This is a genomic window from Catelliglobosispora koreensis DSM 44566 (genome assembly GCF_000379685.1).
GTDB classification, from domain to species: Bacteria; Actinomycetota; Actinomycetes; order Mycobacteriales; family Micromonosporaceae; genus Catelliglobosispora; species Catelliglobosispora koreensis.
Map to the genome: position 1 here is coordinate 266,127 of NZ_KB903293.1, position 25,537 is coordinate 291,663.

Genomic DNA, 25,537 nt, shown 5'->3' on the forward strand with positions numbered 1-25,537 from the left:
AGCACATCTAGCACCAGGGCCGGCGAAAGAGGCTCTAACGCATTGAAGATCGCGTTTTCGCCGTGTCCTAACGACACGTTCGTCTTTCATGCTCTCGTCCACGGGCTTATCGAAGACACGCCCGCGTTTGACGTCACGTTCGCCGATGTCGATGTGACCAATACGGCCGCACTCGACGGGAAGTTCGACCTCGTCAAGGTCAGCTACGCCGCGCTGCCTTGGCTGCTCGATCAGTACACCCTGCTGGATTGTGGTGGGGCCCTCGGACGCGGCTGCGGCCCCCTGGTCGTGACCAATGGCAAGCCGATGCGCAAGATCGCCGTTCCCGGTGACCGCACGACGGCCTATCTGCTGTTCCGCCTGTGGGCGCAGCGTTCCGATTTAGACATCGAGGTCGTGCCGTTTCACCAGATCATGCCGGGTGTCGCGAACGGACAGTTCGACGCGGGTCTCGTGATCCACGAAGCCCGCTTCACGTACCAGAACTACGGCCTGTCCATGTTGCAGGACCTCGGCGAATGGTGGGAGTCGGACACGGGTTTGCCGATTCCGCTGGGCGCGATTCTAGCCAAGCCGGAGATCGCCGAGCAGGCCACGCGATGGATCAAGGCGAGTGTCAGGCACGCGTGGGCGCATCCCGAGGCGAGCCGTGAGTTCGTGCGGGAGCACGCGCAGGAGATGGATCCTGACGTGCAGCGTCAGCACATTGCCTTATATGTCAACGAATTCACCGAGGACCTGGGCGAGGCTGGATACGAAGCGGCCCGGGCGCTGCTGGCCCGGGCCGCCGAAGCTGGTCTGACTCCACCTGTTAGAACTCAAGCTCTTTCGCGATAACGTGCAGCACCTCGGCGATCGGCTTAGCCGTCTTCTTGTCCGGGTAGCGGCCCCGCTTGAGGTCGGGCAGGATCTTTGCTTCCAGCACCTTGATCATGTCTTCGATCAGGGTGTTGAGCTCGTCGGCCGGACGGCGTTTGCTCAGCCGTTCCGCCTCCACTAACGACGGTGGCGCTTCTAGCACCTTCACCTGCAGCGCCTGATCACCCTTGCGGCCAGCGGCTATGCCGAACTCGACCTTCTGGCCCGGCTTCAGCCCTTCGACTCCTGCCGGGAGGGCGGCCTTGTGCACGAAGACATCGTCTCCCTCATCACGGGTGAGGAAACCGAATCCCTTCTCCGTGTCGTACCACTTCACACGACCCGTTGGCACCGCTGGAACACCTGCTTCTTCTATAGAGCGTTTAGAACAGGTTAGCGATCGTGAGGCCAGGCCCCAACCGCAATCCCCGTCCACCCAACTTCATCAATATTGACTTACGAAGATCATGAGACTAAAGTCACTCTCACTTTTAAGAAAGTTAACTAATTACTCATCAGAGAGCGCTCAAAGGAGTGGCTGATGAAACGCATCCTGTTGGTATTAGCGCTGGTCATATCGGGCGCTATCGTCGCTACCCCCGCCTCGGCGGCGGAGTTCGCCGTTAATGGCGGATTCGAATCTGGATCGCTGTCGCCCTGGTCTTGTACCGGCGGAACCGGCAGCGTCGTGTCCTCCCCGGTTCGCTCTGGAACCAAAGCGCTCCAAGGCGCAGCGTCCGCATCGGACAATGCCAAGTGCAGCCAGACCGTCACCGGCTTGGTCTCAGGCACCGCTTACACCCTGACCGGCTGGTTCCGGGGGAACTACACCTACCTTGGCGTCGAAGGTGGCGCGTCCACCTGGCAGCCGAGTAGCACGTCCTTCGTGCAGCTCACCGTCAACTTCACGGCGAGCGGCAGCAGCGCGACGATCTACACCCACGGCTGGTACGGCCAAGGCACGTACCACGCCGACGACATCTCGCTGCAAGGCGCTGGTGGCTCAGGTGTTCCGGGCGCGCCCGGTGCTCCGAGCGTTACCAGCACGACTAACAGCTCGATCTCGCTGAGCTGGGGTGCCTCGTCCGGAACCGTTACGGGATACCGGGTTTACGAGGGCACCACGCAACGCGCACAGGTCACCGGCACCAGCACCATGATCTCGGGACTTGGCGCTTGCACGGCACACACGTACACGATCCGCGCGTACAACTCCAACGGTGAGTCCCCGGCCAGCGCGCCGGTCACCGGGACGACGCTGGGTTGCGTGGGCGTGCCGGGCACCCCTGGCGCACCGAGCGTCACCGGCACCACGAACACCTCGATCTCCCTGTCTTGGGGCGCCTCGTCCGGAACCGTTACCGGATACCGGGTTTACGAAGGCTCCACCCAGCGGGCTCAGGTCACCGGCACCACGGCGACGATCAGCGGCCTAGCCGTCTGCTCGGCGCACACGTACACGATCAAGGCGTACAACAGCAGTGGCGAATCGGCGAACAGCTCGCCGGTTAGCGCGACGACGACCGGTTGCACCACGGTCCCGGGCGCGCCGTCGAACCTGTCGGTCACGGGCACCACCAACACCTCGATCTCACTGAGCTGGACCGCGTCGACCGGAACCGTTACCGGATACCGGGTTTACGAGGGCACCACGCAACGCGCACAGGTCACCGGCACCTCGGCCACGATCAGCGGACTGGGCACCTGCACCAACCACACCTACACGGTGAAGGCCTACAACGCTAACGGTGAATCCCCCGCCAGCAACTCGGCCAGTGGTTCCACCACGGGCTGCACCGGTGGCGGCAACAAGCTGCTCGGCTACTTCGTGCAGTGGGGCGTTTACCAGCGTGGTTACCACGTGAAGAACATCCACACGAGCGGCTCCGCGGCGAAGCTGACGCACATCAACTACGCGTTCGGCAACGTTCAGGGTGGCGCTTGCACCATCGGTGACATGTACGCCGACTACGACCGCTTCTACAGCGCGGCCGAAAGCGTCGACGGCGTGGCCGACACGTGGGACGCGGGCGCCCTGCGCGGCAGCTTCAACCAGCTGCGCAAGCTCAAGCAGATGTACCCGCACATCAAGGTTCTGTGGTCGTTCGGCGGCTGGACCTGGTCCGGCGGCTTCGGCCAGGCCGCGGCTAACCCGACCGCGTTCGCCAACTCCTGCTACAACCTGGTTGAGGACCCCCGCTGGGCCGACGTCTTCGATGGCATCGATCTGGACTGGGAGTACCCGAACGCTTGTGGTCTCACGTGTGACACGAGTGGGTACAACTCGATCTCGACCATGATGCAGGCGGTCCGTAACCGGTTCGGTTCGGGCAACCTGGTGACGGCGGCCGTGACGGCTGACGGTAACTCCGGCGGCAAGGTCGACGCGGCCAACTACCTGGGCGCGTCGCAGTACCTCGACTGGTACAACGTCATGACGTACGACTTCTTCGGCGCGTTCGCCGCTCAGGGTCCGACGGCTCCACACTCGGCGCTGAGCTGCTACGCCGGCATGCCCACCGCGGGCTTCTGCACGGAGACAGCGATCGCCAAGTACAAGGCCATCGGGGTGCCAGCGTCGAAACTCCTTGTCGGCATTGGGTTCTACGGCCGGGGCTGGACTGGGGTAACGCAGACAGCGCCGGGCGGAAGTGCCACGGGCGCCGCTCCGGGAACCTATGAGGCAGGCATCGAGGACTACAAGGTGCTCAAGAACACGTGCCCGCCAACGGCCACCTTCGCCGGCACTTCGTATTCCAAGTGCGGCAGCAACTGGTGGAGCTACGACACGCCAAGCACCATCGGCGGCAAGATGAACTACGCCAAGGCTCAAGGGCTCGGCGGCGCCTTCTTCTGGGAACTGACTGGTGACACCACTAACGGTGAACTGATCACGGCCATGAAGAACGGTCTCAACTAGTCACCTAGTACAACGCCCGGCCGTAGGTCCTACGGCCGGGCTATTTTTATACCGCGATGACCTACGACTTTGCCGAAGCTTTGCGAGCGCTGCCCGACGACGCGTTGGGTGCGCTGCTTCGGCTGCGCCCTGACCTGCTCGTTCCGGTGCCGTCCGACACGAGCGCGCTCGCGGGACGGGCGCAGTCCCGGGTGTCGGTCGCGCGTGCCCTGGATGGGCTAGATCAGTTCACGCTGGAAATTCTCGACGGGCTCCGGCTGCTTTCGGCACCGACCATGTCCGCGCTGCTCGCTCTTACTGACAACCACGAGGGGGTACGCGGTGCGGCCGACCGCCTTAGAGCCCGTTTTCTGATCCTGGGTGATGAGGATGAGCTCTACCTAGTACCAGCGATTGAAGAGGTTTGTTCGCCGTTTATCGCTGGATTGGGGCGCCCCGCGGCCGATCTTGGTGCTGACATCGCGGATCTCATGGGTGACGCGGCGAAGATGCGCCGGACCTTGCTCAGTGCTTCCCCACAGGCCCGGGCGATGCTCGACCGGCTCGCGCAGGGGCCGCCGATCGGCACGACGTCGGCGGGCAGCGATGCCGTCGAGTGGCTGATCGAGCACAACCTGCTGGCCGAGGTGTCCGATGGTGTCGTTGAGCTGCCGCGTGAGCTGGGGCTGTTGCTACGCCGGGAAACCGGGCCGCTCGGGCACCTGCACCCCGCACCACCCGAAGCGGCTGGATCACCGAAGGATATGTCCCTTGTGGACAAAGCCGGTGCGGGCCAGACCATGAGCGCGGTGCGGCACACCGAGGAGTTGCTGGAGGCCATCGCCGCCGATCCGATTCCCGTGCTGCGTGGCGGAGGGTTTGGTGTGCTGCCGCTGCGGCGTTTGGCCAAAGCGACCGGACTGTCCGAACAGGACACCGCGGTGTTCATTGAGACCGCTTATGCGGCCGGTCTTCTCGGCGAGCTGGACACCGCGACCGATACCTTCTTCACGCCCACGACAAGCTACGACCTGTGGCGTGGTGCCCCCCTGGCGCAGCGGTGGGCCAGGCTCGCGTGGGCATGGCTCGCCATGACACGGCAGCCGTTCCTCGCGGGCAGCCGTGATGAGAAGGACCGTCCGATGACTGTCCTATCTCCACAGCTGGAGCGGGCGGGCGCGCCTGACATCAGGTTCACGGTGCTGGAAGCCCTTGATACACCTGGGTTCGCGCCGACGGCCGATGAACTGATCGCGATTCTGCGCTGGCACGCCCCACGCCGGATGCGCAACCGCGAAGGGGCTCACCGCAGTGCTTTGCGTGAAGCGGGCCTGATGGGGCTGACCGGGCACGGGGCGCTGACGGGCTATGCGACAGCGCTTTTGCGGTCGTCTCCCGACGATGATCCGCTCGGGGTGCGAGACGCTTCACCGACCGCAGCCGAGCGGCTCGACAAGCTCCTGCCACCACCCGTCGATCACCTGCTGGTGCAAGCCGATCTTTCCGTGGTGGTTCCCGGCCCGGCCGAGCCCGGTCTGGCCAGTGAACTCGACGTGATCGCTGAGCACGAGTCAGGCGGCGGGGCGAGTGTCTATCGCGTAACTCCCGCGAGCATCCGGCGTGCCCTGGACAGTGGCTACTCCGCGCACGATCTGCACAGCCTGTTCAAGCGGCGCTCCCGGACGGCGGTCCCGCAAGCGCTGACCTACATGATCGACGACATCGCCCGCACTCACGGTGGCCTGCGCACCGGCGCCTCCGGCGCCTACCTGCGCAGCGAAGACGAGGCCCTGATCGCCACCGTCCTGGCGGACCGTTCACTGGGCGACCTGAACCTGCGACGGCTCGCCCCGACCGTACTCATCACGCCGTTCCCCGGCCCTCGCCTGCTCCAGGCGCTGCGTGAAGCTGGATACACGCCCGTGCCCGAGGACGCCTCGGGAGCGACCGTCCTGTCCAAGCCCAAGGTCAAACGTGCCTCGGGCCGGTCCGGCAAGCAGCCCGTTTTCGGATCCCTCAGTGACGCGACGGTCAACGGCATCGTTGAGGACATCCGCCGGGGTGACGCACGTTTGCGTGCCGCGTTGCGTGCGCCGGCCGAAGTGCGTGCCGCGGCCGGGCACCCGATGTCCTCCCTGACCGCCGTTCAGGCGCACAGTCAGGCGCTTTCCGTGCTCCAGCAGGCGGTGCGGGAGAAGGCGCGAGTGTGGGTCGGCTACGTTGACGCGCACGGTTCCCAGGCTTCACGGCTCGTGCGGCCGGTCTCGATCGGGGCCGGCTACCTGCGCGCCGAGGATGAGCGCACGCAGATGCTGCATACTTTCGCGCTACACCGGATCACTGCGGCCGCTCCGGCCACGGAGTGACGATCTTTATGCCAATCTGAAGAGGTGAGCACACGAGCCGTGGTGGTCGCCTCAGTGGTGGGCGTCGGCCTCATCGCCTGGTTCTTCGTCGCGTGGCTGCTGCTGGGGCGCAACGTCGTCGACGCAGCAGGAGAGTCAGTCGGCAGTGGACTGGTTCTCCTGCTGGTCGTATCGATCGGCGCCATGGTGCTCAAGCGGGGCGAAAAGACCTAGCCCCACTTATCCCCGTTAGCACCACAAAATCAAGACGCATAGGACATGCTCACGGTTGATGGAAACCCGTGAATTCATCCGATCAGGTACCCGGACGGTGGCCGAACACCTTAACCGTGTCGCCCTCATCGAGGGCGTCATAGAAGGCGACCGCGTCCTGACGCAGCAGGTTGACACAGCCGTGCGATCCGTTGGCCGCGTTGTGCAAATAGGACGTCGTCTCGTGGAAGCCGATGTCGTTGTTGAACGACATCCAGTACGGCAGCCACACCTTGTAGGGCTTGGACCAGTCCTTGAGCGTCTTCCAGTCCACTGTGTACGTGCCCGTCGGGGTCGCGAAATCCTTCATCCCGGTGCGCGTCACGGTCGGCCCGAGCAGAAGCTTGCCGTCGCGCATGACCCACGTGGTCTGGTTTGTCAGGTCAACGCAGGCGACGGTTCCGTAGCGGGACGCGCCGCAGTCAGCGGTGTTGGTGTTCAGGAGGCGCTGCGCCACGTTCTTGGTGGACTCGCCAGCGATGCCATCGAAGGGGCGAATGTCGAAGCGCTCCTGGAACGCCTTGATGCCGTCACAGTCGGTGCCTTTGGGTATGCCAACCTTTTGCATCGCCAGCTCGACGGTTTCGGCATGACTTCCGCAGGTCGTCACGTTGCTAGCGGGCGGGGTGGTTTCCGACGGGGTGGGGCTGGGAGACGGACTTGGGCTCGGGCTGGGGTTCTGACCGCCGCCGACCGGCCCGGGCGCGGGCACTGGGGGTGCCGCTCCGCCGCACGCTGCCAGACCCGCCGGGATCAACACGGCGAGCACGCCGGCGGCCGCGACCTGACGCCATTTCACGCGCCGGTTCGACCCGCGCGGACGCGAACTCCGCATCTTTGTTTCCTCCCCCGTAATCTGGACTGTTGACCCTACCTATGCGAGGTTCGCGATGACCACCGGTCCATTGATCGTCCAGTCCGATAAGACCCTGTTATTAGAGGTAGATCACAGTGACGCCACCGCCTGCCGGATGGCCATCGCTCCTTTCGCCGAGCTGGAACGCTCCCCCGAGCACATCCACACCTACCGTTTGACACCGCTCGGGCTGTGGAACGCCAGGGCGGCCGGGCACGACGCGGAACAGGTGATCGACGCCCTGCTTAAATTCAGCCGGTACCCCGTGCCGCACGCGCTTTTGGTCGACGTCGCCGAGACGATGGACCGCTATGGGCGCCTTCAGCTTGTGAGCGACCCGGCACACGGTCTGGTGCTCAAAGGCCTCGATCGTGCCGTGCTGACCGAAGTGGCCAAGTCGAAGAAACTCGCCGGGATGCTCGGCGCGAAGCTCGATGACGACACGATCGCGGTGCACCCCTCCGAACGCGGCCGGCTCAAGCAAGCCCTGCTCAAGCTCGGCTGGCCCGCCGAAGATCTCGCCGGTTATGTCGACGGCGAGGCTCACGAGATCTCGCTGCGAGAGGACGGCTGGCGGCTGCGTTCCTACCAGCAGCAAGCGGTGGAGCACTTCTGGGCGGGCGGTTCCGGTGTCGTGGTGCTGCCTTGTGGCGCTGGCAAGACGCTGGTCGGCGCGGCCGCCATGGATCTGGCGAAGACGACGACCTTGATCCTCGTGACGAACACCGTGGCTGGCCGTCAGTGGAAGCGCGAGCTTCTGGCGCGTACGACGCTGACCGAAGAGGAGATTGGCGAATACTCCGGCGAACGCAAGGAGATCCGTCCCGTCACCATCGCGACCTACCAGGTGCTGACCACGAAACGGGGCGGTGTCTTCCCGCACTTGGCGGTCTTCGACGCCCGCGACTGGGGTCTGATCATTTACGACGAGGTGCACCTGTTGCCCGCGCCCATCTTCCGCTTCACCGCCGACCTGCAAGCCCGCAGGCGCCTGGGACTGACCGCCACGCTCATCCGCGAGGACGGTAAGGAAGGCGACGTGTTCAGTCTCATCGGGCCGAAACGCTTTGACGCACCGTGGCGTGACATTGAAGCTCAGGGATGGATCGCCCCGGCCGACTGCACCGAAGTGCGCGTGACGCTGACCGATGAGGAACGCATGCGTTACGCGGTCGCCGAAGCCGAAGAGCGTTACCGCGTCGCCTCCACGGCACGCTCGAAACTGCCTGTGGTGGAAGCGATTGTGGCCCGGCACGCGGGCGATCAAGTGCTCGTCATCGGCGCCTATCTCGACCAGCTGCATGAGCTGGGAGAACACCTGGGCGTGCCGGTCATTCACGGTGCCACGACAAACAAGGAACGTGAGCGGTTGTTCGACGCGTTCCGGGCCGGGGAGGTCAGCACCCTCGTGCTGTCCAAAGTGGGCAACTTCTCCATCGACCTGCCCGAAGCGACGGTCGCGATCCAGGTGTCGGGCACGTTCGGCTCACGGCAAGAGGAAGCCCAGCGGCTGGGACGGGTCTTGCGGCCCAAATCCGATGGGCGGCAAGCACACTTCTACACCGTGGTCGCCCGCGACACGATCGACACCGAGTACGCGGCGCACCGGCAACGGTTCCTCGCCGAGCAGGGCTACGCCTACACCATCATCGACGCGGCCGATCTCGTTAAGTGAGCAGGCCTTCGTGGAGATCGCCGAGTTCTTCAACGCGCTCAAGCATCGTGTGCAGCGTGAAGTCCTCGGCGGTAAACGCGCCATCGGTGACCTCGTCCCACGTCAGGGGCGCGGAAACGGTGGGGCGATAACCGGCGCGTAATGAGTACACGCAAATGGTTGTCTTATAAGGGTTGTTCTGGCTCCAGTCGATGAAGACCTTGCCTGGGCGCAGCCTCTTTTCCATCTGGTCCACGATGAGGTCAGGCGCCGCTTTGGCGAACTCGGTGGCGATGGCTTTGGCATAGTCCGAAGTGGACTGTTTGACCTTGGGGGCGAGGCAAGAAACCTGCATGCCCTTCTTGCCGGAGGTCTTGGCGAAGGCCTCAAGCCCTTCCTCGGCAAGGCGATCCCTTAGGACAAGGGCGACTGCCCGGCACTCGTCGAGGCCGGCGGGCTCGCCCGGGTCAAGGTCGAACACGAGCCGGTCGGGCTGCTTGCCCACCTTCCACTGCGGCGTATGCAACTCCAGCGCGGCGAGATTGGCCAGATAAACCAGGGTGCTGAGGTCTGGGCACATCACTAGCCCGTCAGGACTCGTTTCGACCCAGCGCGGCACTCCCGATGGTGGGTTCTTCTCGAACCAGCCCTCGTCACCAGCGTTGTGCGGGAACCGTTTGCGGGTAACCTCCCGGCCCTGCAGGTGCGGCAGGAGGTAGGGCGCGACTCGCGTGTAGTAGTCGATGATTTCGCCCTTGGTCGTGCCATCGGGATAGAGCTCTTTGTCCAGGTTGGAGATACTCAGCGTACGGCCGTCGACGTTAACTCTCATCTATGCATTCCGTGGGCAGCTTGTCGGGGCGCATGCGCAGGAACACGGGGAACCGCAGTCGTTTGTCCGGGGTGATATCGCCATATCGCACCTCCACCACGAGCAATGGTTCCACATAGTTTCCCTTTTCGGCGGGGCCCGCAAACGGCGAGTCCGGCCGGGCCAGCTCCTTGAGCACGGGCAGCAGTTGCGCTTCGGTGGCCGACGTGATCCCACCACCGACTCGCCCGCGATAGGCCAGCCCTTGCGGCGTCGGTGATCCGACGAGCAGCGCGCCTAGCTTGCGGACTCCTTCACGCCATCCGCCGATGATGAAATCGTTGGTACGAAAGAACTTTGATTTGATCCAGTCCGGTGAGCGGACGCCAGGACGGTAAAACGAGTCGAGCCTCTTGGCCATAACGCCTTCCAGGCCAAGCTCTTTCGCCGCCTCAGTCGTCGCCTCACGGTCGGTGAAACGTGGGCTTATCGTGAGGTCGAGTTCTTCGAGAAGTTCCCTGCGCCGGGCATAGGTCAGCTCGGGGAGGATGACATCGAACGCGACGAACACCGGCTTCACGCCCTGCTGCATGGCGTTGAAACTGGGCAGCCCTTTGGCGTTGAAGGCGACCAGTTCACCGTCGATCGGCACGCCGAAGTCGGGCAGCTCCGGCCCGGAAAGCTGAAGTCCCGACCGGCCGTAATAGCGCTCGTCGGTGTAGATGGCCCGGAAGCCATCCCACTTCACCTCAAAGGCCCACCCCGGCCCGCGCGGCAACTCCCCCGGCGTAGCCATCATCGGCCTCAGGCTGGTCACACTCCCCCTCGCCCTCCTACTGCTGCGGCAATGGCGCGGCCTTCGTCTCGCGGTCTTCGGGATGCGCGTTCTTATGCGGCCTTCGCCTTGCGGCCTTCGGTATGCGCGTTCTTATGCGGCCTTCTTCTTGGTCGTCTTTGCGGTGACGGTCTTCTTGGCGGGTGTCTTTGTGGCGGCTGCGGTCTTCTTCGCAGCTTTCTTGGCGGGTGTTGCTTTCTTGGCGGGTGTTGCTTTCTTGGCGGGTGTTGCTTTCTTGGCTGCCGCCTTGGTCGCCTTCTCCGGCTCGGCCTTCGCGGTTGCGGCCTTCTTAGCGGCGGTCTTCTTCGCGGGCTTTTCTTCCGGCGCCTCCGCGGCTTTGGCGGCCTTCTTGATCGGTGTAACGGTGGCGGACTTACCGCGGTCGGCTGGCTCGTCACGGGCCGCGCGGGCGCGCTCGACGCTCGCGCGCAGGGCTGCCATGAGGTCGATCGTCGGGGCGACCGGTTCCTCGGTCGTCGGCTGGATGACGGTGTCCTGCTTACCGATCTTCACGTCGATGACCTGTTGCAGGGCTTCACGATAGGAGTCACTGAACTCGTCAGGGTTGAAGTCACCGGCCATCGAGTCGATCAGGGACTCAGCCATCTTCAGCTCTTGTGGCCGCAGCTTCGTGTCGTCCTCAAGGAAGCCAAAGTCGGGTTTACGCACCTCATCGGGCCAGAGCATGGTGTTGAGGACGAGCACTCCGTCGCGTACGCGGACCGTCGCGAGCGTTTCCCGCTGACGCAACGCCACTTTCACTACGGCGACTCTGTCTACATGGGACAGTGAGTCTCTGAGCAGCAGATATGGCTTAAGTCCCGCGGCACCATCGGGCTCCAGGTAGTAAGCCTTGTGGTACAGGATGGGGTCGATCTGTTCCGTGGGGACGAACTCGAGCACTTCGATCGCCCGGGAGGAAGTCAGGGGGAGGTCTTTGAAGTCCGCGTCCGTGAGCACGACGATCTCGCCGCCGCCCACGTCATAACCTTTGGCAATCTGGTCGAAAGAGACCTGCTCGTTGCACACGGAGCAGACTCGCTGGTACTTGATCCGCCCACCGTCGGCCCGGTGGACCTGGTTAAAGCGGATGTCTTTCTCTTCGGTGGCCGAATAAAGCTTGACTGATATCGATACCAGCCCAAACGAGACAGCGCCCTTCCAAATAGCCCGCATATATGAAAGCTACTGTGGTCCGCATGGGATCGGTTGAAGATTGGCAGAACTCTTATCACGGCAAGCTCCGCACCGCCCTGCCTGACGCGACGCTCATGCTGATCGCTGGGCGCGGCATTCTCCGCGATGAGCAGGGCAGAGTTCTTTTGATCAAGCGCGCTGACAACGGCAACTGGGCCTTTCCCGTGGGCGGAATGGAAATCGGGGAAAGCCTCCCGCAATGCGCTATCCGCGAGACGCACGAGGAGACCGGCCTTCTGGCCGCCAAAGCCACGCTGATTTCCCTCATCACCGGCCCCGAATACACGCACACCGATGTGTTCGGGAACACCTATCAGCACATCTCCGCCAGCTACCTGCTTGAAGGCGTGACCGGGCTGCTCAACCCCGACCCGAGTGAGGCCACGGAGGCCGGATGGTTCGGCCAGGATTCGATGCCAGAGCCCTTGTCGCGCGTCGTGCCGCTGATCCTCGATCACCTGGCCATATTTGAGAAGACGGGTCGCCCAGTCGTCGAGTAGCCTGCGCATTCGTGTCACGACGATTCGCGCTGGACCTGTCTCCGCTGAAACTGCGGGACTTCCGCTTGCTGTTCATGGCCTCCGGGGTGTCCAGCTTCGGATCGATGTTCACCTTTGTAGCCATCCCGTTCCAGGTCAAGGAACTCACCGGCGACCCGCTCATGGTCGGCCTGCTCGGCGTCTGCGAGCTGGTGCCGTTGCTGTTCATGGCGTTCGTTGGCGGGGCGCTGGCCGACTACATCGACCGGCGCCGGCTCGTGTTCTATTCCGAGATCGCCTTCACGGTGCTGCTAACCGTGCTCCTGCTGAACTCGATGCTGGGCAAACCACAGCTCTGGTTGCTTTACGTCATCGCGGCCGTGACCGCCTCGATCGAGGGGATTCAGCGGCCCGCGATGGACGGGATCATGCCGCGACTCGCCCCGCCCGAGATGATGCCCGCGGTCGGCGCACTAAACTCGCTGCGCTGGCAGATCGCCCAGATTGGCGCTCCGGCCCTGGCCGGTGTTCTGCTCGCGAGCACCTCGCTGACCTGGGTGTTCGCGATCGACCTGGCCACCTATGTGTTCTCGCTAGCGTGCATCGCCCGGATCAAAGCCGTTGCCCCGCCAGAGAAAGCGGACCGTCCTTCGGTCAAGTCTGTTGTGGAAGGTTTGCGCTATGCGAAGAGCCGGCCCGAGTTGCTGGGCACTTATCTGATCGACATCAACGCGATGTTCTTCGCCTTCCCCATGGCGCTGTTCCCGTTCCTGGCCGACAAGCTCGGCGGGGAAGCCGTGCTCGGCTTGCTCTATGCCGCACCCGCGGTCGGTTCGCTGCTCGTCACGCTGACCTCCGGCTGGACGTCCCGCATCCATCGGCACGGCCTGGCCGTCGTGCTGGCGGCCGCCGCCTGGGGTGGCGGGATCGCGATCTTCGGTGTGGCTGACTCGCTATGGCTCGCCCTGCTCGGCCTAATGATCGCGGGCGGCTCGGACATGATCTCGGGCCTGTTCCGCAGCGTGATCTGGAACCAAACCATCCCGGACCATCTGCGCGGCCGCCTCGCCGGCATCGAGATGCTCTCCTACATGACCGGCCCCATGCTCGGCCAGACGCGCGCAGGTCTCACCGCGCGGTGGTGGGGCAACCAGGCCTCTGTCCTGTGGGGCGGCGTCATCTGCATCGCGGGCACCGTGGCCCTGGCCGCTGTTCTGCCCGCGTTCCTGCGCTACGACGGCCGCGAGGGCATCAAGCGCAAGGAAGCCGAGGAAGCCGAACGCCTGCAAGCCATCTCCGCCACCGCCTAACCCACGCTAGCCGGGGTGACGATGTAGGCGTCGCGGGCGATCGGGATGTGGCCACGCATTCCAGCACCATGGGAGGCGTGGCCCAGGCGCAGGTCGCACGGGTCGAGGACGGCGTGATCGGTTACCTGGGCCGGCGAGACGCCGGTCCGCAACAGCAGGCGCCGCATCATCGCCCGGTTATCGGGCAACCAGCGATCGGCCGCGTTCAGCGGATCGCCGGCGCGCCAGTCTGGTTTGGACAGATTGGTGAGCAGGCCAGCCTCGAACCACCCCGGGAACCGGTCGTCAGGCCGGTGCCCGGGCAAGTCGGTGAAGTGCTGCGGGTAGTTCTCCCCACGGACCGCCGCGACGAGCGTCAAGCGCACATCCTCGATCCGCCCGCCGTAGTGTGCCAGTGCGGCGTGCACGAAATCCCTTGCCGCCGTTGAGTTTTCCGCCATGTTGAGGCGGGTCAGATGCAGGAAGCCGAAAACGCCGGGGAATTCGGCGACCACGAAGCCACAGTCAGCCATATGGGTGACCAGTGAGACGCCTTCGGAGACCGGTGCGAAGAACGCCGCGTAGTCGGTCTGTGTCTCGTGTAGGCCCGTGCTCTTGAGTTCCGTGGGGGCTAGGCCGTAGAAGCCGGTGCGTGCTGATTGGGTACCAACGATAAGAACTTGATCTAAAGATAGGCCGAGGCTGGTGACGACCGCGCGCATGTTGTGGTCCGCGCAATCCTTGCGGTTATTGGCAAACTCGGCCCCAGCCACGCAACCTCCTTTCAAACATTTACGGGTACCCATGGAACGCGCGCACGTGCCACGCGATACCGACCCGGCTAAAAGTCGTTGGGAGACAGCCGGATCCGGATGACGCATGCGGCTAACCGCGATGTCGACTGTCCCGGTCTTTCGGCGCAGAACAGGTGCTGGTGCGAGCCTCGCCCTCATGCCCGAATTGTCCATGAACAGCAGTTTGTCCCGCAGGGATACTCACAGCTTCCCATTCGAACTTATGTTCGATAGGGTCATCTCATGGGCGTGCGACTGGGGAGCAATCCGAGAGCGAAGGCATTAGCGGGCGAGCTTGTTGAGTGCTGGTGGAATGGGCGGTTCGGCATCGACCACCGGCATGACTTGTGGCTCAAGCGATTTGGCGAGACGTGGTGCGTCGAGTCAAGGCATGGCGGCCAGGGCGGGCTGCGGTCGCGTGACTACTTCTCCGACGAGAGGATCGCGCGGGGCCGGCTCGCCAGTCTGAAAAGTGAGCACGGCGACACCTGGAAGTGGGTACCTTTCGGCTGACCCGCTAGGGCACAGTGGATAGGTGATCACTGCTCATGAGGTGACTGTCGCAGCCCAGCGGATCAAGGGCTGGGCGCGGCACACCCCACTGTTCGAAGTGGACCGTCAACTCGCCTTCAAGCTCGAATATCTTCAAGTCAGCGGCAGTTTCAAAGCGCGCGGAGCCTTCAACCGGCTGCTCGCCGCTAAAGAACGCGGCGAGCTCGACGCCACTGCCGGTGCGGTCAGCGCCTCGGGCGGAAACGCCGCTTTGGCCGTGGCTTACGCCGGGGTCAAACTGGGCGTTCCGGTGACGGTTTTCGTGCCCGAGACAGCGCCAGCGGTTAAGGTCGCCAAGCTGAAAGCTCTGGGCGCCAACGTAAATCAAGCAGGCAGTGAATATGCCGCCGCGTTCGAGGCGGCCCAGACCTACGTGGCAGAAACCGGTGCGTTGTTCTGTCATGCCTACGATCAGCCCGAGGTCGTCGCGGGCGCGGGCACCGTGGGCGCCGAACTCATTGGCCACGCCGACACCGTGCTGACCTCCGTTGGTGGTGGCGGCCTGATCGCGGGTGTCGCGGCAGCCCTAGAGGGGCACGCGAACGTTATCGGCGCGGAGCCGGAGAACTGCCCGACTTTGCATACGGCGCTTTCTCAGGCAGCGCCGGTCGACGTCAGTGTGAGCGGGGTAGCCGCCGATTCCCTTGGAGCACGGCGTGTCGGGCAGATCGCCTTCGAGGTCGTGACCCGCACCAAGACGCCCAGTCTGCTCGTCTCCGACGAGGAGATCATCGCCGCGCGACGGTCACTTTGGGAGGACTACCGCATCGTCGTCGAACACGGCGCCGCAGCCGCATACGCCGCTTACCGCGGCGCGAAGTTCGACGGGCGTGTCGTGGTGATTCTGTGCGGTGCCAACACGAGCTTGGCTGACTTCTAAGGAGAGTGGAGCCGCCTAACGGAATCGAACCGTTGACCTAGTAATTACGAGTTACTCGCTCTACCGACTGAGCTAAGGCGGCGTGTTGCTCGGCTAGTGTACAGGCTTGCTCCGGGAGATCCACAACAGGTATCCCAGGCGTCCTAGTGTCGGATTGCTGGCGTGACTCACACCACGCCGTTGAGTACGCTCCGGTCGTGGTGTTGCCTCGTGAGCCATTGCCCATGGAGATGCAGACGACGCTTCTGCGCCGGCCGACCAAGCTAGACCCGAACGAGCTTGGCTTCACGCCAAAGCCGCCGGTGGCTTGGCTTTCCCCGGCTCAGCTAGCGGCGACCGGCATCCGCGTCGCCTTCGCCGCTCAGTTCGGCGCCTATCTGGACAAGCGAGAACTTCAAGCTGGCCAGCCGACCAAAGTCCATGACGAACATGCCAGCGATGAGGAGCTGTGGCTGGACTACATCGCCGATCTTGGCGATGGGTTCGACGCGACTTATTCCATGGCCTATTTGCTGGCGCAGGACCAAGTTGAGCTGCCTGACCAGACCCTGCCCCGGGGACGGGTGCTCGTCCTTGGCGGCGACCAGGTCTATCCGACCGCAAGCGGAGCTGAATACGAGAACCGCTTCGAAGGTCCGTACAAGGCCGCGCTGCCGCAGCCAATCACCGAAGACAGCCCGTCGATGTATGCCTTGCCCGGCAACCACGACTGGTACGACGGGCTGACCGCGTTCCTGCGGCTATTCGCCCGGCGCGGCGGTGGTCACATCGGCGGCTGGCAAACCAAGCAGGCCCGCAGCTACTTCGCCCTGCAACTGCCACACCGCTGGTGGCTACTCGCGCTTGACGCGCAGGGCGAGGCCTACATCGACGACCCGCAATTCGAGTTCTTCAAGGGCGTCGCCGCGACTTTCAGCCCCGGGGACAACGTCATCCTGATGGTGCCCCAGCCGGCCTGGATGCAGACCGATGAACACCCGCGTTACTACGACACCATCGACTTCTTCCTGCGTAACGTGATTGAGCCAGCCAACGCCAACGTGCGGCTCATGCTCAGTGGGGATCAGCACCACTACGCGCGTTACGTACAGGAGGATGGCGAGCGGCAGCTGATCAACTGTGGCGGCGGTGGCGCTTATACCGCGGCGACCCATCACCTGCCGTCCAAGATCGCTGTGCCGCCAAGGCATTCCATCGCCCGGCGGGCCAGCATCCAGAACATCTTCAAGCTGGCGCAGACCTATCCCACCAAGATGCGGTCACAATGGCTCGGCAGTGGGGTCTTCGCCCGCCTGCCGTGGCGCAACCCTGGTTTCGCGACGCTGCTCGGCGTGCTGCATACGATGCTGCTGCTGGCCTTCCAAAACGAGGCTCAGCGGATCATCACGGTGCCGATCTTCCTCATGGTCACGCTCATCATGTCCGCGACGATGTTCTTCGCGGTCGGCTTGACCGAAGGCCAGATGAAGGCGGTGCCGTTCATCTTGGGCGGCTTACATGGCGTCGCGCACATTCTCATGGGCGTTGGCGCGTGGTCAATCTGGAAGCACCTGCCCCTGGCGAAGCTGAACTGGCCCTGGCCACCCGTGGCGGCCGCCGTGATCTATCTGCCGATCGCGGGAATCGTTGCCGCCCTGCTGGTTTCGGCCTATCTGCTCATCGCCTCACGCTTCAAGGTCAACATCAACGAGCTGTTCGCCGGGCAAGGGATCGAAGACTTCAAGAGCTTCCTACGGATGCGATTCGCCCCTGACGGCACGCTGACGATCTACGCCATCGGGGTTGACCGCATCAGCAAGCGCTGGATTCCACAGGCGACCGGTTCCTGGTTCCGCCCGGTGAACCCGCTCAAAGCCCGGCTCATTGACGACCCGGTGGTGTTCTCAGCCGCTACTGCGCGTCCTGATGGCGTTCCTCATATGCCTTCCGGCTTGAGCACACCGACGCCTTAGGACAAGCCGTCCGGGAACCGTCGGCGTTGAGCCGGATAACCACGGAGTCCTTAGGCACCGAGTGCCCGACCACGCGGCCCTCACCCTCCGGAGTGGACACTGACTCCCCGAGGGCGGGGGCCGTGGCGTGAAAGTCCTGATACATCGGGTGTTCGTATTTCAGGCAGCACATCAGGCGGCCACACGCGCCCGAGATGCGCATCGGGTTCAGCGGCAGATCCTGATCTTTAGCCATCCTGATGCTGACCGGCTCAAACTCGGTCAAGAAGGTGGAACAGCACAGGTCACGGCCGCACGAGCCAATGCCGCCCTGCACTTTCGCCGAGTCGCGTGCCGACAGCTGGCGCAACTCAACGCGGCAGTGCAACGTCGCGCCCAAATCCCTTACCAGGGAACGGAAGTCGACGCGGTGCGGCGCGGTGAAGTAGATAGTCGTACGCGGCCCGGCGCCCCACGGCTGCTCCTCGGACGGCGCGTTTTCCACACCCGGCGTGTGATCAACCGAGATGACCTTCATCGGCAACTGGTGCTCGCGGATCAGGCGGTTCGCCGCGATGCGCCCTTCGGCTTTGCGCTGGCGGATGATCTCATCCCGGCGCAGATCAGCGTCTTGTGCCAGGCCAGCCATTCGGGGGAACCCGGACGTGTCCTCATCCACCCATTGGGGTGCCCAAACACAATCCGCTACTTCGGGGCCGTCATCGGTGGCGATGAGCACCTTGTCACCGACCCGAGGGCGAAACTCGCCTGGATCAAGGTAAAACAGCCGGCCGTAGCGGTTGAAAGCGACCGCACAGAGCATGCCCATTGACACACCCTACGCGTAACTGGGCGCTCATGGCCTCGTTGGCACGACGTAGAGCTCCTCACCCCCTTATTTGGAGGCAGCATGCGACTCATCGCGGTCGCCGCTATCGTCATCGGATCCGTGCCTGTGATCACCAGTCCCGCCCAAGCGGCAGGATGTGCTCAGCCGCTGAACTACCGCTCGCAGGCCAGCGCCAATTTGCTCAAGGTGGGCGTGCTCGACCCGGGCATCCTCGGGCTGAAACTACCGAAAGTGGCCGATCTGACGCTCGCGTCCACGCAGGCCAAACTCGGTGCGGCCGACCCGGTCCGCAGCACCGCCAAGGCGGAGTACCTATCCGCTGAGGTCCTGGGGCTCTCCCTGCCACGTGGGCCGCTTGAGGCAACCGTTGCTCAGTCGGCGCCGCCGTCGCACCAGGAGCCGGTGAAAAATCAGGCCCTCTCGGTCGACCTCGGCGTGGCGAAAGCCGGCACGGGTGAACTGAACGCGCACGCGCGCTGGGCCGACGGCATGGCTTGCGGCACGCAGGCCGGCCCGGCCGGCGCCGCTAACGCGGCGCTCCTGGGCGTGAGTGTCCTGCCCGGCAGCAAGGGTGCGCTGGTTCAGGCCGACAACAACATCTCCAGCCAGTCCGCCACGGCGACGGTGCTGCGCGAGGGGAGGGCCGCCTCAGCCGCGGCGGCACAGATCTCACTGTCCTCATTGGAGTTTGCTGGCGGCAAGCTGACCATCGACGTCATTTCGCCGCCTTCGCTCGTGGTCTACGCGACCGGGCGGGCAGCCACCTCGGTCGTGGAATACAAGTCGCCCGTGCTGGAGATCTCCGGCGCAGGAGTGCCACGGCAGCAGTTGAGCGGCCTCGGCAAGACGGTTGACCTGCCGATACAGACCTCTGTTCTAGGGTCTGTCCTGAGTGGACTTCCGCTGCCGGCCGGGCTCGGCCAGACTTCGGTGCTGCGCTTGACGATTGGTGACCTCAAGCAGGACATCAAGGACGAGAAAGTCACCGCTTCTACTGCCAGCCTGCGGCTGCAGGTGCTCGTCTCAGCGGCCAGTCAGGCGTCTGTTCTCGATCTGGGCGTCGGGTTGCTCGACGTCTCGGCCGAGGCTCCTAAGTGGACAGAGCCGAACAACCCGCCGCCCGTCGACTGTGGCACCCCCGGCTGCAAACTCCCGTTGACCGGAGTCAACGTCGGGATCGCTGTCGGAGCAGGGATTCTGCTCTTCGTCGCGGGACGGTTCCTCTTCGTGCTCACCGCACGGCGCCGGGCCTAACCGCACTGCTCCTTAACCGTGGCGAAGCCGCTCACCACAAGCTCGTGCTTGATGAGCTGCTTCGCCTTTTCCATGTCACTGCCTGCCTCACGCAGGCCAAAGTGCACACCCATCAGCGCCGCGAAGGCTTGCCGCAGGTCGCGCTCATTCCCCACCGCACCAACGCCCGTGAGCTCAATGTTGGCGTCCATGTAGGCCTCGTTGAGCTTCTCAAGCCCGGCCAGCTCCGCTGAACCCGGCGCTGGCGGCGTCGCTCCCGTGCGCAGAGCCTCCACATAGGCCGTCGCTTCTGGAGACTTGGCCTTGGCCGTGCTGACGATCTCGCAGGCCTTCGCGACATAGGGCGCGACTGCCGCTTTCACCGACGGGGAAGGACTTGCCGAAGCGGGTGCCGCCGTCGGTTGTGGTGCGTTGTCGCAGGCGGAAAGGGCAAGGACCATCACGGCTAACACGGCGCGTCTCATGAAGCGCGATCTTATGGACGTTAAGCGAGCCCATCCACCTGTATTCGGCTGGAAATCCCCGCAGGAGCGATGCGGGAAACCGCAACGACCGGCGACGGCCAGGACGCGGCGAGCCTTTCGCCCTCGGCCCGGATCGCCGTTATCTCGCGCAGGACTGTGGTGCCGACGCGGGCCGCGGCGGCCACACGCTGCAGTGGGTCGACGCCGTGAACCGTCAGCGAAACGGCTTCAGCACTGCTCAGCGCGGCTGCCAGCGTTTGCGCCAACTGCCGGCGCACCACGCGCAACCACTCGGCCAAGCCGGTGAGGTGAGCGGCGAGCGTGGAGGCGGAGCCGGCCAGCTCGTGACATTGGGTGGCCGCAGTCGCGGCGCGGGAAGCGAACGCCTCAGCGGCCGGGCCTTCCCACGCGACCGGCCGGTCGAGCTGATCGGCGAGATCCCGGTATTGCCCGGCCGAGCGCGTCAGCAAAGCCGCGTGCTCGTCGAGAGCGGCTGGATCCCACGCCACCAGATCAGCCACCGCGTCGGCGGGCAACTGGCCGGCGCGGCGCAGCAACGACAGGATTTCGTGACGCTCTGGCGCCCCAGCGCGAATAAGCACACCGTCTGAACGCGACAGCAGATCGTGCGCCGCCGGATGGAGCAGACCCAAGGCGTCCATCAGAACTCCTGATCCGCGTCAACGTAACGCTGTGCCGCCAAACGGACCGCCGCGGCGAGCTCGCGCACCTCGTCAGCGAGCCGCTGGCTCTCGGCCAGCTGGGCCGCCCATGCGCCCTCGACGACCGTCGCCAGGCCACCGGCCACGGCAGGCAGCAGCACCGGCCCTGCCCGGTCAAACGCATCGTTCATGGCTCCCAGATCAGCCCCGGCCGCGGACAGCCGTGCGGAAAGATCAACCATCTCAGTCCCCCAAACTGCGGTAATCGCCGAACGTCTCGTCATGGAGCTTGCGGCGCGCCCAGGCGGCCGCCTCATGCGCGGCCGAAGCCGCCTGCTGAATGGAGCGCGAAAGATCCGCATTGGACATCGATGGCAGTGATCCGTGCACGTTGACATGCCGCACCACACCATCGCCCCCGACAATCACCTCAACGACATCGTCAGGTGAGCGAACCGAGACCTCAAGCTGGGTCAAAGCCCGGGCGAACGCCGCCTGCCGCTCCTCGATCTGGCGGTAAGCGGAGACCGCTTCCTCGATCCAGACATCGTCGATCTCGCTAGGCATGGCGGCACGCTACCGCCGCGCCGGGATCGACGAAAGGCCTGTGGATAACCGTGTGGATAACCGGTGGATCAGCCTTGCCAGAGGCGCAACAGCATCGCCTCGACCGCGATGCGCGGCTTCACGTTGGCTTCGATCGCCGCACGGCACTCCATGATGGACTCCAGCCGGCGCAACGTGCTCTCCTTGGTCCACCGCTGGGCGGCCGCGCCCGTCATCGGCAGCGCGTCTTCGTGCACCGGCGCCACCGGCGCTTTCCACTGCTGCACCAGCACATCGCGGTAGAACCCGGCCAGGTCGAGCAGTGCCCGGTCGAGCGCATCACGCTGCGCCCGGGTCGAGCGTGACTTTTGGCGCCGCTCCAGCTCCTTGAGCTGACCGGCCGCACCCCTGACCGCGCCAGCGGCACCCTTGCCCGTGCCACCCGCGCCTAGCGCCGTCTCCATAGCCGAGCGCTCGCTCGCGTCACTTTGAGCCGTTGCCGCGTCTGCTTCCACCTCGGCCGAAGCGATCAGGCCGCTCGCCAAGTCGAAACACGCGCCGATGCCGCTGAGCTGACGCGGCACGCCGAGCACGGCAGCGCGGCGCGCCCGGGCCTCGGGGTCGCGGGCGAGCCGGCGAGCCCGCCCCACGTGGCCCTGAGCCGCCGCGGCGACGAGGGTGGCGAGCGCCGGGTCGACCCCGTCGCGCGACACCAGCAACTCCGCGACCGCTTCCGCGGCGGGCTGCCGCAGATTCACCACGCGGCACCGTGAACGGATCGTCAGCGGAATGTCATCGGGATGGTCGGAGGGCGCGCACAACAGGAAGACTGTCCGCTCTGGAGGCTCCTCAACCGCCTTAAGCAGAGCGTTTCCGGCGGCCTCGGTGAGCCGGTCAGCATCTTCCACGACCAGCACCTGCCAGCGCCCGGAGGCGGGCGACGTCGCCGAACGCAGCACCAGCTCACGCATCAGGGCGACCGGGATGCTCAGGCCTTCTGGCACCACGAACCGAACGTCTGGATGGCTTCCCGTTTGGACGGTGTGGCAACCGGTGCAGACACCGCAGCCTTTGGGCTCGCTCACACACTGCAGCGCTGCCGCGAAGGCTCGCGCCGCGACGGAACGCCCCGATCCAGCAGGCCCGGTGAACAGCCACGCGTGGGTCATGCCGACACCAGCCGCGGCCGACCGCAACGTCTCGACAGCGCCTGGCTGCCCGGTCAGATGCGCGAACACGTCCACGCTGGGCAACATTACTGGACCGCTAGGACATCGCCGCTTCGCGCACGCGCCGGTTAGCGGGCTTTGGCTCGGGTAAAGGGGGCAGGATCGCCCCCACGCGGTCGGAGATCGCCTCGGCCAGTTCCTTCTCGTCCTTAGTCGCATCCAGGACCAAGTAGCGGTTGGGCTCGGCCAGCGCCAGATCGAGGAAGCCTTGGCGCACACGCTCGTGGAAGTCGATCGACTCTCGTTCCAGCCGATCGGGTGATCCGCGCAACTGGGCGCGGGCCAGGCCGACGCTCGGGTCAATGTCCAGCAGCACGACCAGGTGTGGCTTGAGGCCGCCTGTCGCCCAGGCGGACAGCCACTGCACCTCATCCACGGCCAGCGATCGCCCAGCGCCTTGATAGGCCAGGGAACTGTCGACGTAGCGGTCGGAGATGACGATCGCCCCGCGCAGGAGGGCGGGACGCACCACTGTGGACACATGGTGAGCGCGGTCTGCGGCGTAAAGCAGCGCCTCGGCTCGTGGTGCCAACGCTGGGCCGCTCTGGCCGGTGTTGGTTTCCAGCACCATGCGCCGGATGCGTGACCCGACTTCGGTGGCACCCGGCTCCCGCGTGACGATCACTTCACGGCCCTGGGCCGTCAAGACCGCGGCGAGGTGCTGGATCTGGGTTGACTTGCCCGCACCCTCACCGCCTTCGAAGACGATGAAAACGCCGCCGGTCACGGGCTCTGGAATGCCCAGCGGCCTGCCGCGCATGGAGCTGAAAAGGTCGGCGAAGACTGGTACCCCCGGCTTGTCGTCCATCTGCCGGAAGGCCCACAGGCCGGCGGCCACGCCCAGCACCCCGGCCACCCCGAGGAGAACGCGGGTCGACGAGATCGACAGTCCCGTGCCGGCGACGGCCCGGGAGCCACCCACGCCAACCAGGAGACCCGATAGCGAGATGGCGAGCATGAGGATCACCCGGGTGCCGGTCTGAACGACGGCGAAGACCCGGCCCCGCACATCGTCTTCGACTTCGCCACCGAGCAGCGTGGTGCCCGACAGGAAGGCCATTCCGGCCCCCACCCCGACGAGCAACGTGCAGGCGACGGCGACCGACAGGTGCGTGGCGAGAGCGAGCAACGCCACTGAGCCCGCCGCCAGGATGATGCTGAGGCCAAACCAGCGCCGCCGCGACAGCGCCCCGATCATGCGTGGCCCTAGGGCGATGCCGAGTCCTAGCCCGACGAAGATCGTCGCGAAGAGGATGGCGAACGTCGAGTCACCACCGTTGAGCTCGCCCGCGAAGAAGTTGGCCGTTCCAATCACGACACCACCGGCGGCGAAAGCCCCGAGAATGCCGAAGACCAGACCGCGCACGAGTGGGGTCTTGCCCACGAAGCGCCAGCCATCGACGAATTGCCGGATCATGCTGTCGCTCTTGTGGTTCTTGCCGTTGTGGCCGGAGATCTCCCGGATGCCAAAGAACACCACGAGGGCAGTGGCTAACCGGGACAGAGCGTTGAAGTAGAGCGCGAGGCTCGATGGGGTCGCCCACGCCGCCCACTGGACACCAACGTCGCTTAACGAAGCGTTCAGCTGGTTGAGCCCCGCCAGCAGTAGCGCCGCGAGGACCGGGGTGATGCCATAGGTCGTGACCAGGGTCAGCTGGTTGGAGGCCTCTAGCCGCGCCCGTGGGATCAGGTTGGGCACGGCGGCTTCCTTGGCGGGCAACCAGATCAGCGTGATGCTCTCGATGAGGAACGTCGCGATGGCCGCCCAGCCGACGCCGACCACGGGGTCGTCAGAGAACAGAACAACCGTTGGAATAGACGCAAAAAGGACAAAGCGCAGAAGGTCGCAAACGACCATCGTGTAGCGGCGGTCCCACCGGTCAGCCATCACCCCGGCCAGCGGGCCAAGCACGAGTGCTGGCAAGAGCCGGACGGCAATGACGCCGCCAAAGGCAAGGCCCTTGGCGGCGCCCGAGTCCACCTGAGCGGCGGCAAAGGTGGCCGTGGCCAGTAAGCCCAGCCAGTCACCTAGGGACGCTGCCCCGAGGACCAGCCAAAGTCTTCGGAATGGGCGAATACGGAGAATTGCGCGCAGCTCCGCAACGCCCGAGAGATCCGCCTCTGCCTGCGATGTAATGGCCGCACCTTCTTCTCGTCGTCTCTGCGGCTCACTTTAGCCGGGCGATGACAGCGTCATACCCGGATCTCTCCCTGAAGAATCCCTACAAGTTTCGCGTCAGCTCAGACGAGCGCGAAGGCCTGCAGATAACCCCGGACGAAGGTTTTGGCCTCGGTCAATACCGTGTTATCGCCATCCGGATGCCGCCGGAACGCCAATTTGATCAGCGCATCAGCCGCTTCAACTGAGATGACCAGCGCAAACCTAAACTCCGCGCTGTCGGGCGCACCGTGGTAGCGCACCAGCAGATCGGCGAGATGATCGGCGATGACCGCGTTGTTGTCCCGATCTGGATCGATCAGGTGCACGTCGACAACATCACCAAAGTGGAGCGTCCGGAAACCCGGAACGCTGCGGTGCAGCTCGATGTATTCCTCGATCGCCCCGTCGACCCCATCCCACCAGTGGGTCAGTTCCCCGGCCGGAATGCGGTCGGCGAGCTTGGCCAGGTAGGCCTCGACATTGCGCAGCGTGAGCGCTTGCACGATCGCCCGCTTGTCAGGGAAGAACTGGTAGACCGATCCAATCGCGACACCGGCACGTTCTGCGAGCAGAGTGGTGCTCAGGCCGTCGTAGCCAACTTCATCTATTAATTCGGCGCACGCGTCGAGCATGCGCTGCACCCGCGCGACACTGCGACCCTGCACCGGGACCCGGCGCAGGGGTCCAGCGCTGACAGTCTGTGTGCTCACTAAACCGC

Annotated in this window: 25 protein-coding genes and 1 tRNA gene; 11 read left to right on the forward strand and 15 right to left on the reverse strand. The window is 64.7% G+C overall.

Features of this window, described 5'->3' with window-relative positions; all coding sequences use genetic code 11:
* Positions 1 to 42: 42 nt before the first annotated feature.
* The gene (locus A3E1_RS0137595; protein ID WP_026209228.1) at positions 43 to 837 is read left to right on the forward strand and encodes a 1,4-dihydroxy-6-naphthoate synthase; all 795 of its coding nucleotides are present in this window, start codon (positions 43 to 45) and stop codon (positions 835 to 837) included.
* Here the strand turns inward: A3E1_RS0137595 and A3E1_RS48965 are convergent.
* Entirely contained in the window at positions 812 to 1,210 is a 399-nt protein-coding gene (locus A3E1_RS48965; protein WP_026209229.1) for a cold-shock protein, read from the reverse strand. The genes A3E1_RS0137595 and A3E1_RS48965 overlap by 26 nt on opposite strands.
* A 189-nt stretch (positions 1,211 to 1,399) precedes the next feature.
* On the opposite strand from A3E1_RS48965, the gene A3E1_RS48970 reads away from it, so the two are divergent.
* Genes A3E1_RS48970 through A3E1_RS47620 form a run of 3 tightly spaced genes read left to right on the forward strand, consistent with a single transcriptional unit; the run spans position 1,400 to position 6,336 of the window.
* Entirely contained in the window at positions 1,400 to 3,778 is a 2,379-nt protein-coding gene (locus A3E1_RS48970; RefSeq protein WP_020525999.1) for a glycosyl hydrolase family 18 protein, read from the forward strand.
* A gap of 56 nt (positions 3,779 to 3,834) precedes the next feature.
* Positions 3,835 to 6,123, forward strand: coding sequence for a helicase-associated domain-containing protein (locus A3E1_RS0137610; RefSeq protein WP_020526000.1), 2,289 nt, complete (start codon positions 3,835 to 3,837; stop codon positions 6,121 to 6,123).
* A gap of 24 nt (positions 6,124 to 6,147) precedes the next feature.
* Positions 6,148 to 6,336 (forward strand): hypothetical protein, encoded by a 189-nt coding sequence (locus A3E1_RS47620; RefSeq protein WP_040393050.1) that lies wholly within the window; start codon positions 6,148 to 6,150, stop codon positions 6,334 to 6,336.
* An 82-nt stretch (positions 6,337 to 6,418) separates the two neighbouring features.
* Here A3E1_RS47620 and A3E1_RS0137620 read toward each other — a convergent pair whose 3' ends face one another.
* Positions 6,419 to 7,210: a L,D-transpeptidase gene (locus A3E1_RS0137620; protein ID WP_020526002.1), complete on the reverse strand. Its 792-nt coding sequence runs from the start codon at positions 7,208 to 7,210 to the stop codon at positions 6,419 to 6,421.
* Between the two features lie 55 nt (positions 7,211 to 7,265).
* Between A3E1_RS0137620 and A3E1_RS0137625 the strand changes: the two genes are divergently transcribed.
* Complete coding sequence (locus tag A3E1_RS0137625) at positions 7,266 to 8,906, forward strand: DNA repair helicase XPB (RefSeq protein ID WP_020526003.1); 1,641 nt, start codon at positions 7,266 to 7,268, stop codon at positions 8,904 to 8,906.
* Here the strand turns inward: A3E1_RS0137625 and ligD are convergent.
* From ligD to ku, 3 genes are all read right to left on the reverse strand, one after another.
* A complete protein-coding gene (ligD, locus tag A3E1_RS0137630) occupies positions 8,899 to 9,717 on the reverse strand; it encodes a non-homologous end-joining DNA ligase (protein ID WP_020526004.1) in 819 nt (272 codons plus the stop codon). The genes A3E1_RS0137625 and ligD overlap by 8 nt on opposite strands.
* Positions 9,707 to 10,495 carry an ATP dependent DNA ligase gene (locus tag A3E1_RS0137635; protein ID WP_020526005.1) on the reverse strand — a complete coding sequence of 263 codons (789 nt, stop codon included), beginning with the start codon at positions 10,493 to 10,495 and terminating at the stop codon, positions 9,707 to 9,709. Before A3E1_RS0137635 ends, ligD begins: the two co-directional genes overlap by 11 nt.
* 129 nt (positions 10,496 to 10,624) lie before the next feature.
* Positions 10,625 to 11,707, reverse strand: coding sequence for a non-homologous end joining protein Ku (gene ku / locus A3E1_RS0137640; RefSeq protein ID WP_020526006.1), 1,083 nt, complete (start codon positions 11,705 to 11,707; stop codon positions 10,625 to 10,627).
* 23 nt (positions 11,708 to 11,730) lie between these two features.
* On the opposite strand from ku, the gene A3E1_RS0137645 reads away from it, so the two are divergent.
* Positions 11,731 to 12,228: an NUDIX domain-containing protein gene (locus tag A3E1_RS0137645; RefSeq protein WP_020526007.1), complete on the forward strand. Its 498-nt coding sequence runs from the start codon at positions 11,731 to 11,733 to the stop codon at positions 12,226 to 12,228.
* An 11-nt stretch (positions 12,229 to 12,239) separates the two neighbouring features.
* Positions 12,240 to 13,517 carry an MFS transporter gene (locus A3E1_RS0137650; RefSeq protein WP_020526008.1) on the forward strand — a complete coding sequence of 426 codons (1,278 nt, stop codon included), beginning with the start codon at positions 12,240 to 12,242 and terminating at the stop codon, positions 13,515 to 13,517.
* On the opposite strand, the gene A3E1_RS0137655 is transcribed toward A3E1_RS0137650, so the two are convergent.
* Positions 13,514 to 14,269: a hypothetical protein gene (locus tag A3E1_RS0137655; RefSeq protein ID WP_020526009.1), complete on the reverse strand. Its 756-nt coding sequence runs from the start codon at positions 14,267 to 14,269 to the stop codon at positions 13,514 to 13,516. The two genes, A3E1_RS0137650 and A3E1_RS0137655, sit on opposite strands and share 4 nt — an antisense overlap.
* A 264-nt stretch (positions 14,270 to 14,533) precedes the next feature.
* Here A3E1_RS0137655 and A3E1_RS0137660 point away from each other — a divergent pair, with 264 nt between their 5' ends.
* Entirely contained in the window at positions 14,534 to 14,803 is a 270-nt protein-coding gene (locus tag A3E1_RS0137660; RefSeq protein ID WP_020526010.1) for a hypothetical protein, read from the forward strand.
* A gap of 22 nt (positions 14,804 to 14,825) precedes the next feature.
* Positions 14,826 to 15,722, forward strand: coding sequence for a threonine/serine dehydratase (locus A3E1_RS0137665; RefSeq protein WP_020526011.1), 897 nt, complete (start codon positions 14,826 to 14,828; stop codon positions 15,720 to 15,722).
* A 6-nt stretch (positions 15,723 to 15,728) separates the two neighbouring features.
* Here the strand turns inward: A3E1_RS0137665 and A3E1_RS0137670 are convergent.
* A tRNA-Thr gene (locus A3E1_RS0137670) sits at positions 15,729 to 15,804 on the reverse strand.
* 115 nt (positions 15,805 to 15,919) lie between these two features.
* Here A3E1_RS0137670 and A3E1_RS44165 point away from each other — a divergent pair.
* Complete coding sequence (locus tag A3E1_RS44165; protein WP_245571557.1) at positions 15,920 to 17,674, forward strand: metallophosphoesterase family protein; 1,755 nt, start codon at positions 15,920 to 15,922, stop codon at positions 17,672 to 17,674.
* Here A3E1_RS44165 and A3E1_RS0137680 read toward each other — a convergent pair.
* A complete protein-coding gene (locus A3E1_RS0137680) occupies positions 17,613 to 18,482 on the reverse strand; it encodes a PSP1 domain-containing protein (RefSeq protein ID WP_020526013.1) in 870 nt (289 codons plus the stop codon). The genes A3E1_RS44165 and A3E1_RS0137680 overlap by 62 nt on opposite strands.
* Before the next feature lie 81 nt (positions 18,483 to 18,563).
* Here A3E1_RS0137680 and A3E1_RS0137685 point away from each other — a divergent pair, with 81 nt between their 5' ends.
* Entirely contained in the window at positions 18,564 to 19,757 is a 1,194-nt protein-coding gene (locus tag A3E1_RS0137685; RefSeq protein ID WP_026209232.1) for a hypothetical protein, read from the forward strand.
* On the opposite strand, the gene A3E1_RS0137690 is transcribed toward A3E1_RS0137685, so the two are convergent.
* From A3E1_RS0137690 to A3E1_RS0137720, 7 genes are all read right to left on the reverse strand, one after another.
* Positions 19,754 to 20,221, reverse strand: coding sequence for a hypothetical protein (locus A3E1_RS0137690; protein ID WP_020526014.1), 468 nt, complete (start codon positions 20,219 to 20,221; stop codon positions 19,754 to 19,756). The genes A3E1_RS0137685 and A3E1_RS0137690 overlap by 4 nt on opposite strands.
* A 20-nt stretch (positions 20,222 to 20,241) precedes the next feature.
* Positions 20,242 to 20,883, reverse strand: a complete 642-nt coding sequence (locus A3E1_RS0137695) for a hypothetical protein (protein WP_020526015.1) — start codon at positions 20,881 to 20,883, stop codon at positions 20,242 to 20,244.
* Positions 20,883 to 21,125 carry a hypothetical protein gene (locus tag A3E1_RS0137700; RefSeq protein ID WP_020526016.1) on the reverse strand — a complete coding sequence of 81 codons (243 nt, stop codon included), beginning with the start codon at positions 21,123 to 21,125 and terminating at the stop codon, positions 20,883 to 20,885. Before A3E1_RS0137700 ends, A3E1_RS0137695 begins: the two co-directional genes overlap by 1 nt.
* Position 21,126: 1 nt before the next feature.
* On the reverse strand, positions 21,127 to 21,450 hold the full coding sequence (locus A3E1_RS0137705) for a YbaB/EbfC family nucleoid-associated protein (protein ID WP_020526017.1): 324 nt from the start codon (positions 21,448 to 21,450) through the stop codon (positions 21,127 to 21,129).
* A 68-nt stretch (positions 21,451 to 21,518) separates the two neighbouring features.
* Complete coding sequence (locus A3E1_RS0137710) at positions 21,519 to 22,685, reverse strand: DNA polymerase III subunit delta' (RefSeq protein ID WP_020526018.1); 1,167 nt, start codon at positions 22,683 to 22,685, stop codon at positions 21,519 to 21,521.
* Between the two features lie 10 nt (positions 22,686 to 22,695).
* Positions 22,696 to 24,639 (reverse strand): dTMP kinase, encoded by a 1,944-nt coding sequence (gene tmk, locus A3E1_RS44170; RefSeq protein WP_020526019.1) that lies wholly within the window; start codon positions 24,637 to 24,639, stop codon positions 22,696 to 22,698.
* 260 nt (positions 24,640 to 24,899) lie between these two features.
* Positions 24,900 to 25,451, reverse strand: coding sequence for a TetR/AcrR family transcriptional regulator (locus A3E1_RS0137720; RefSeq protein WP_063825198.1), 552 nt, complete (start codon positions 25,449 to 25,451; stop codon positions 24,900 to 24,902).
* Between the last annotated feature and the right edge of the window lie 86 nt (positions 25,452 to 25,537).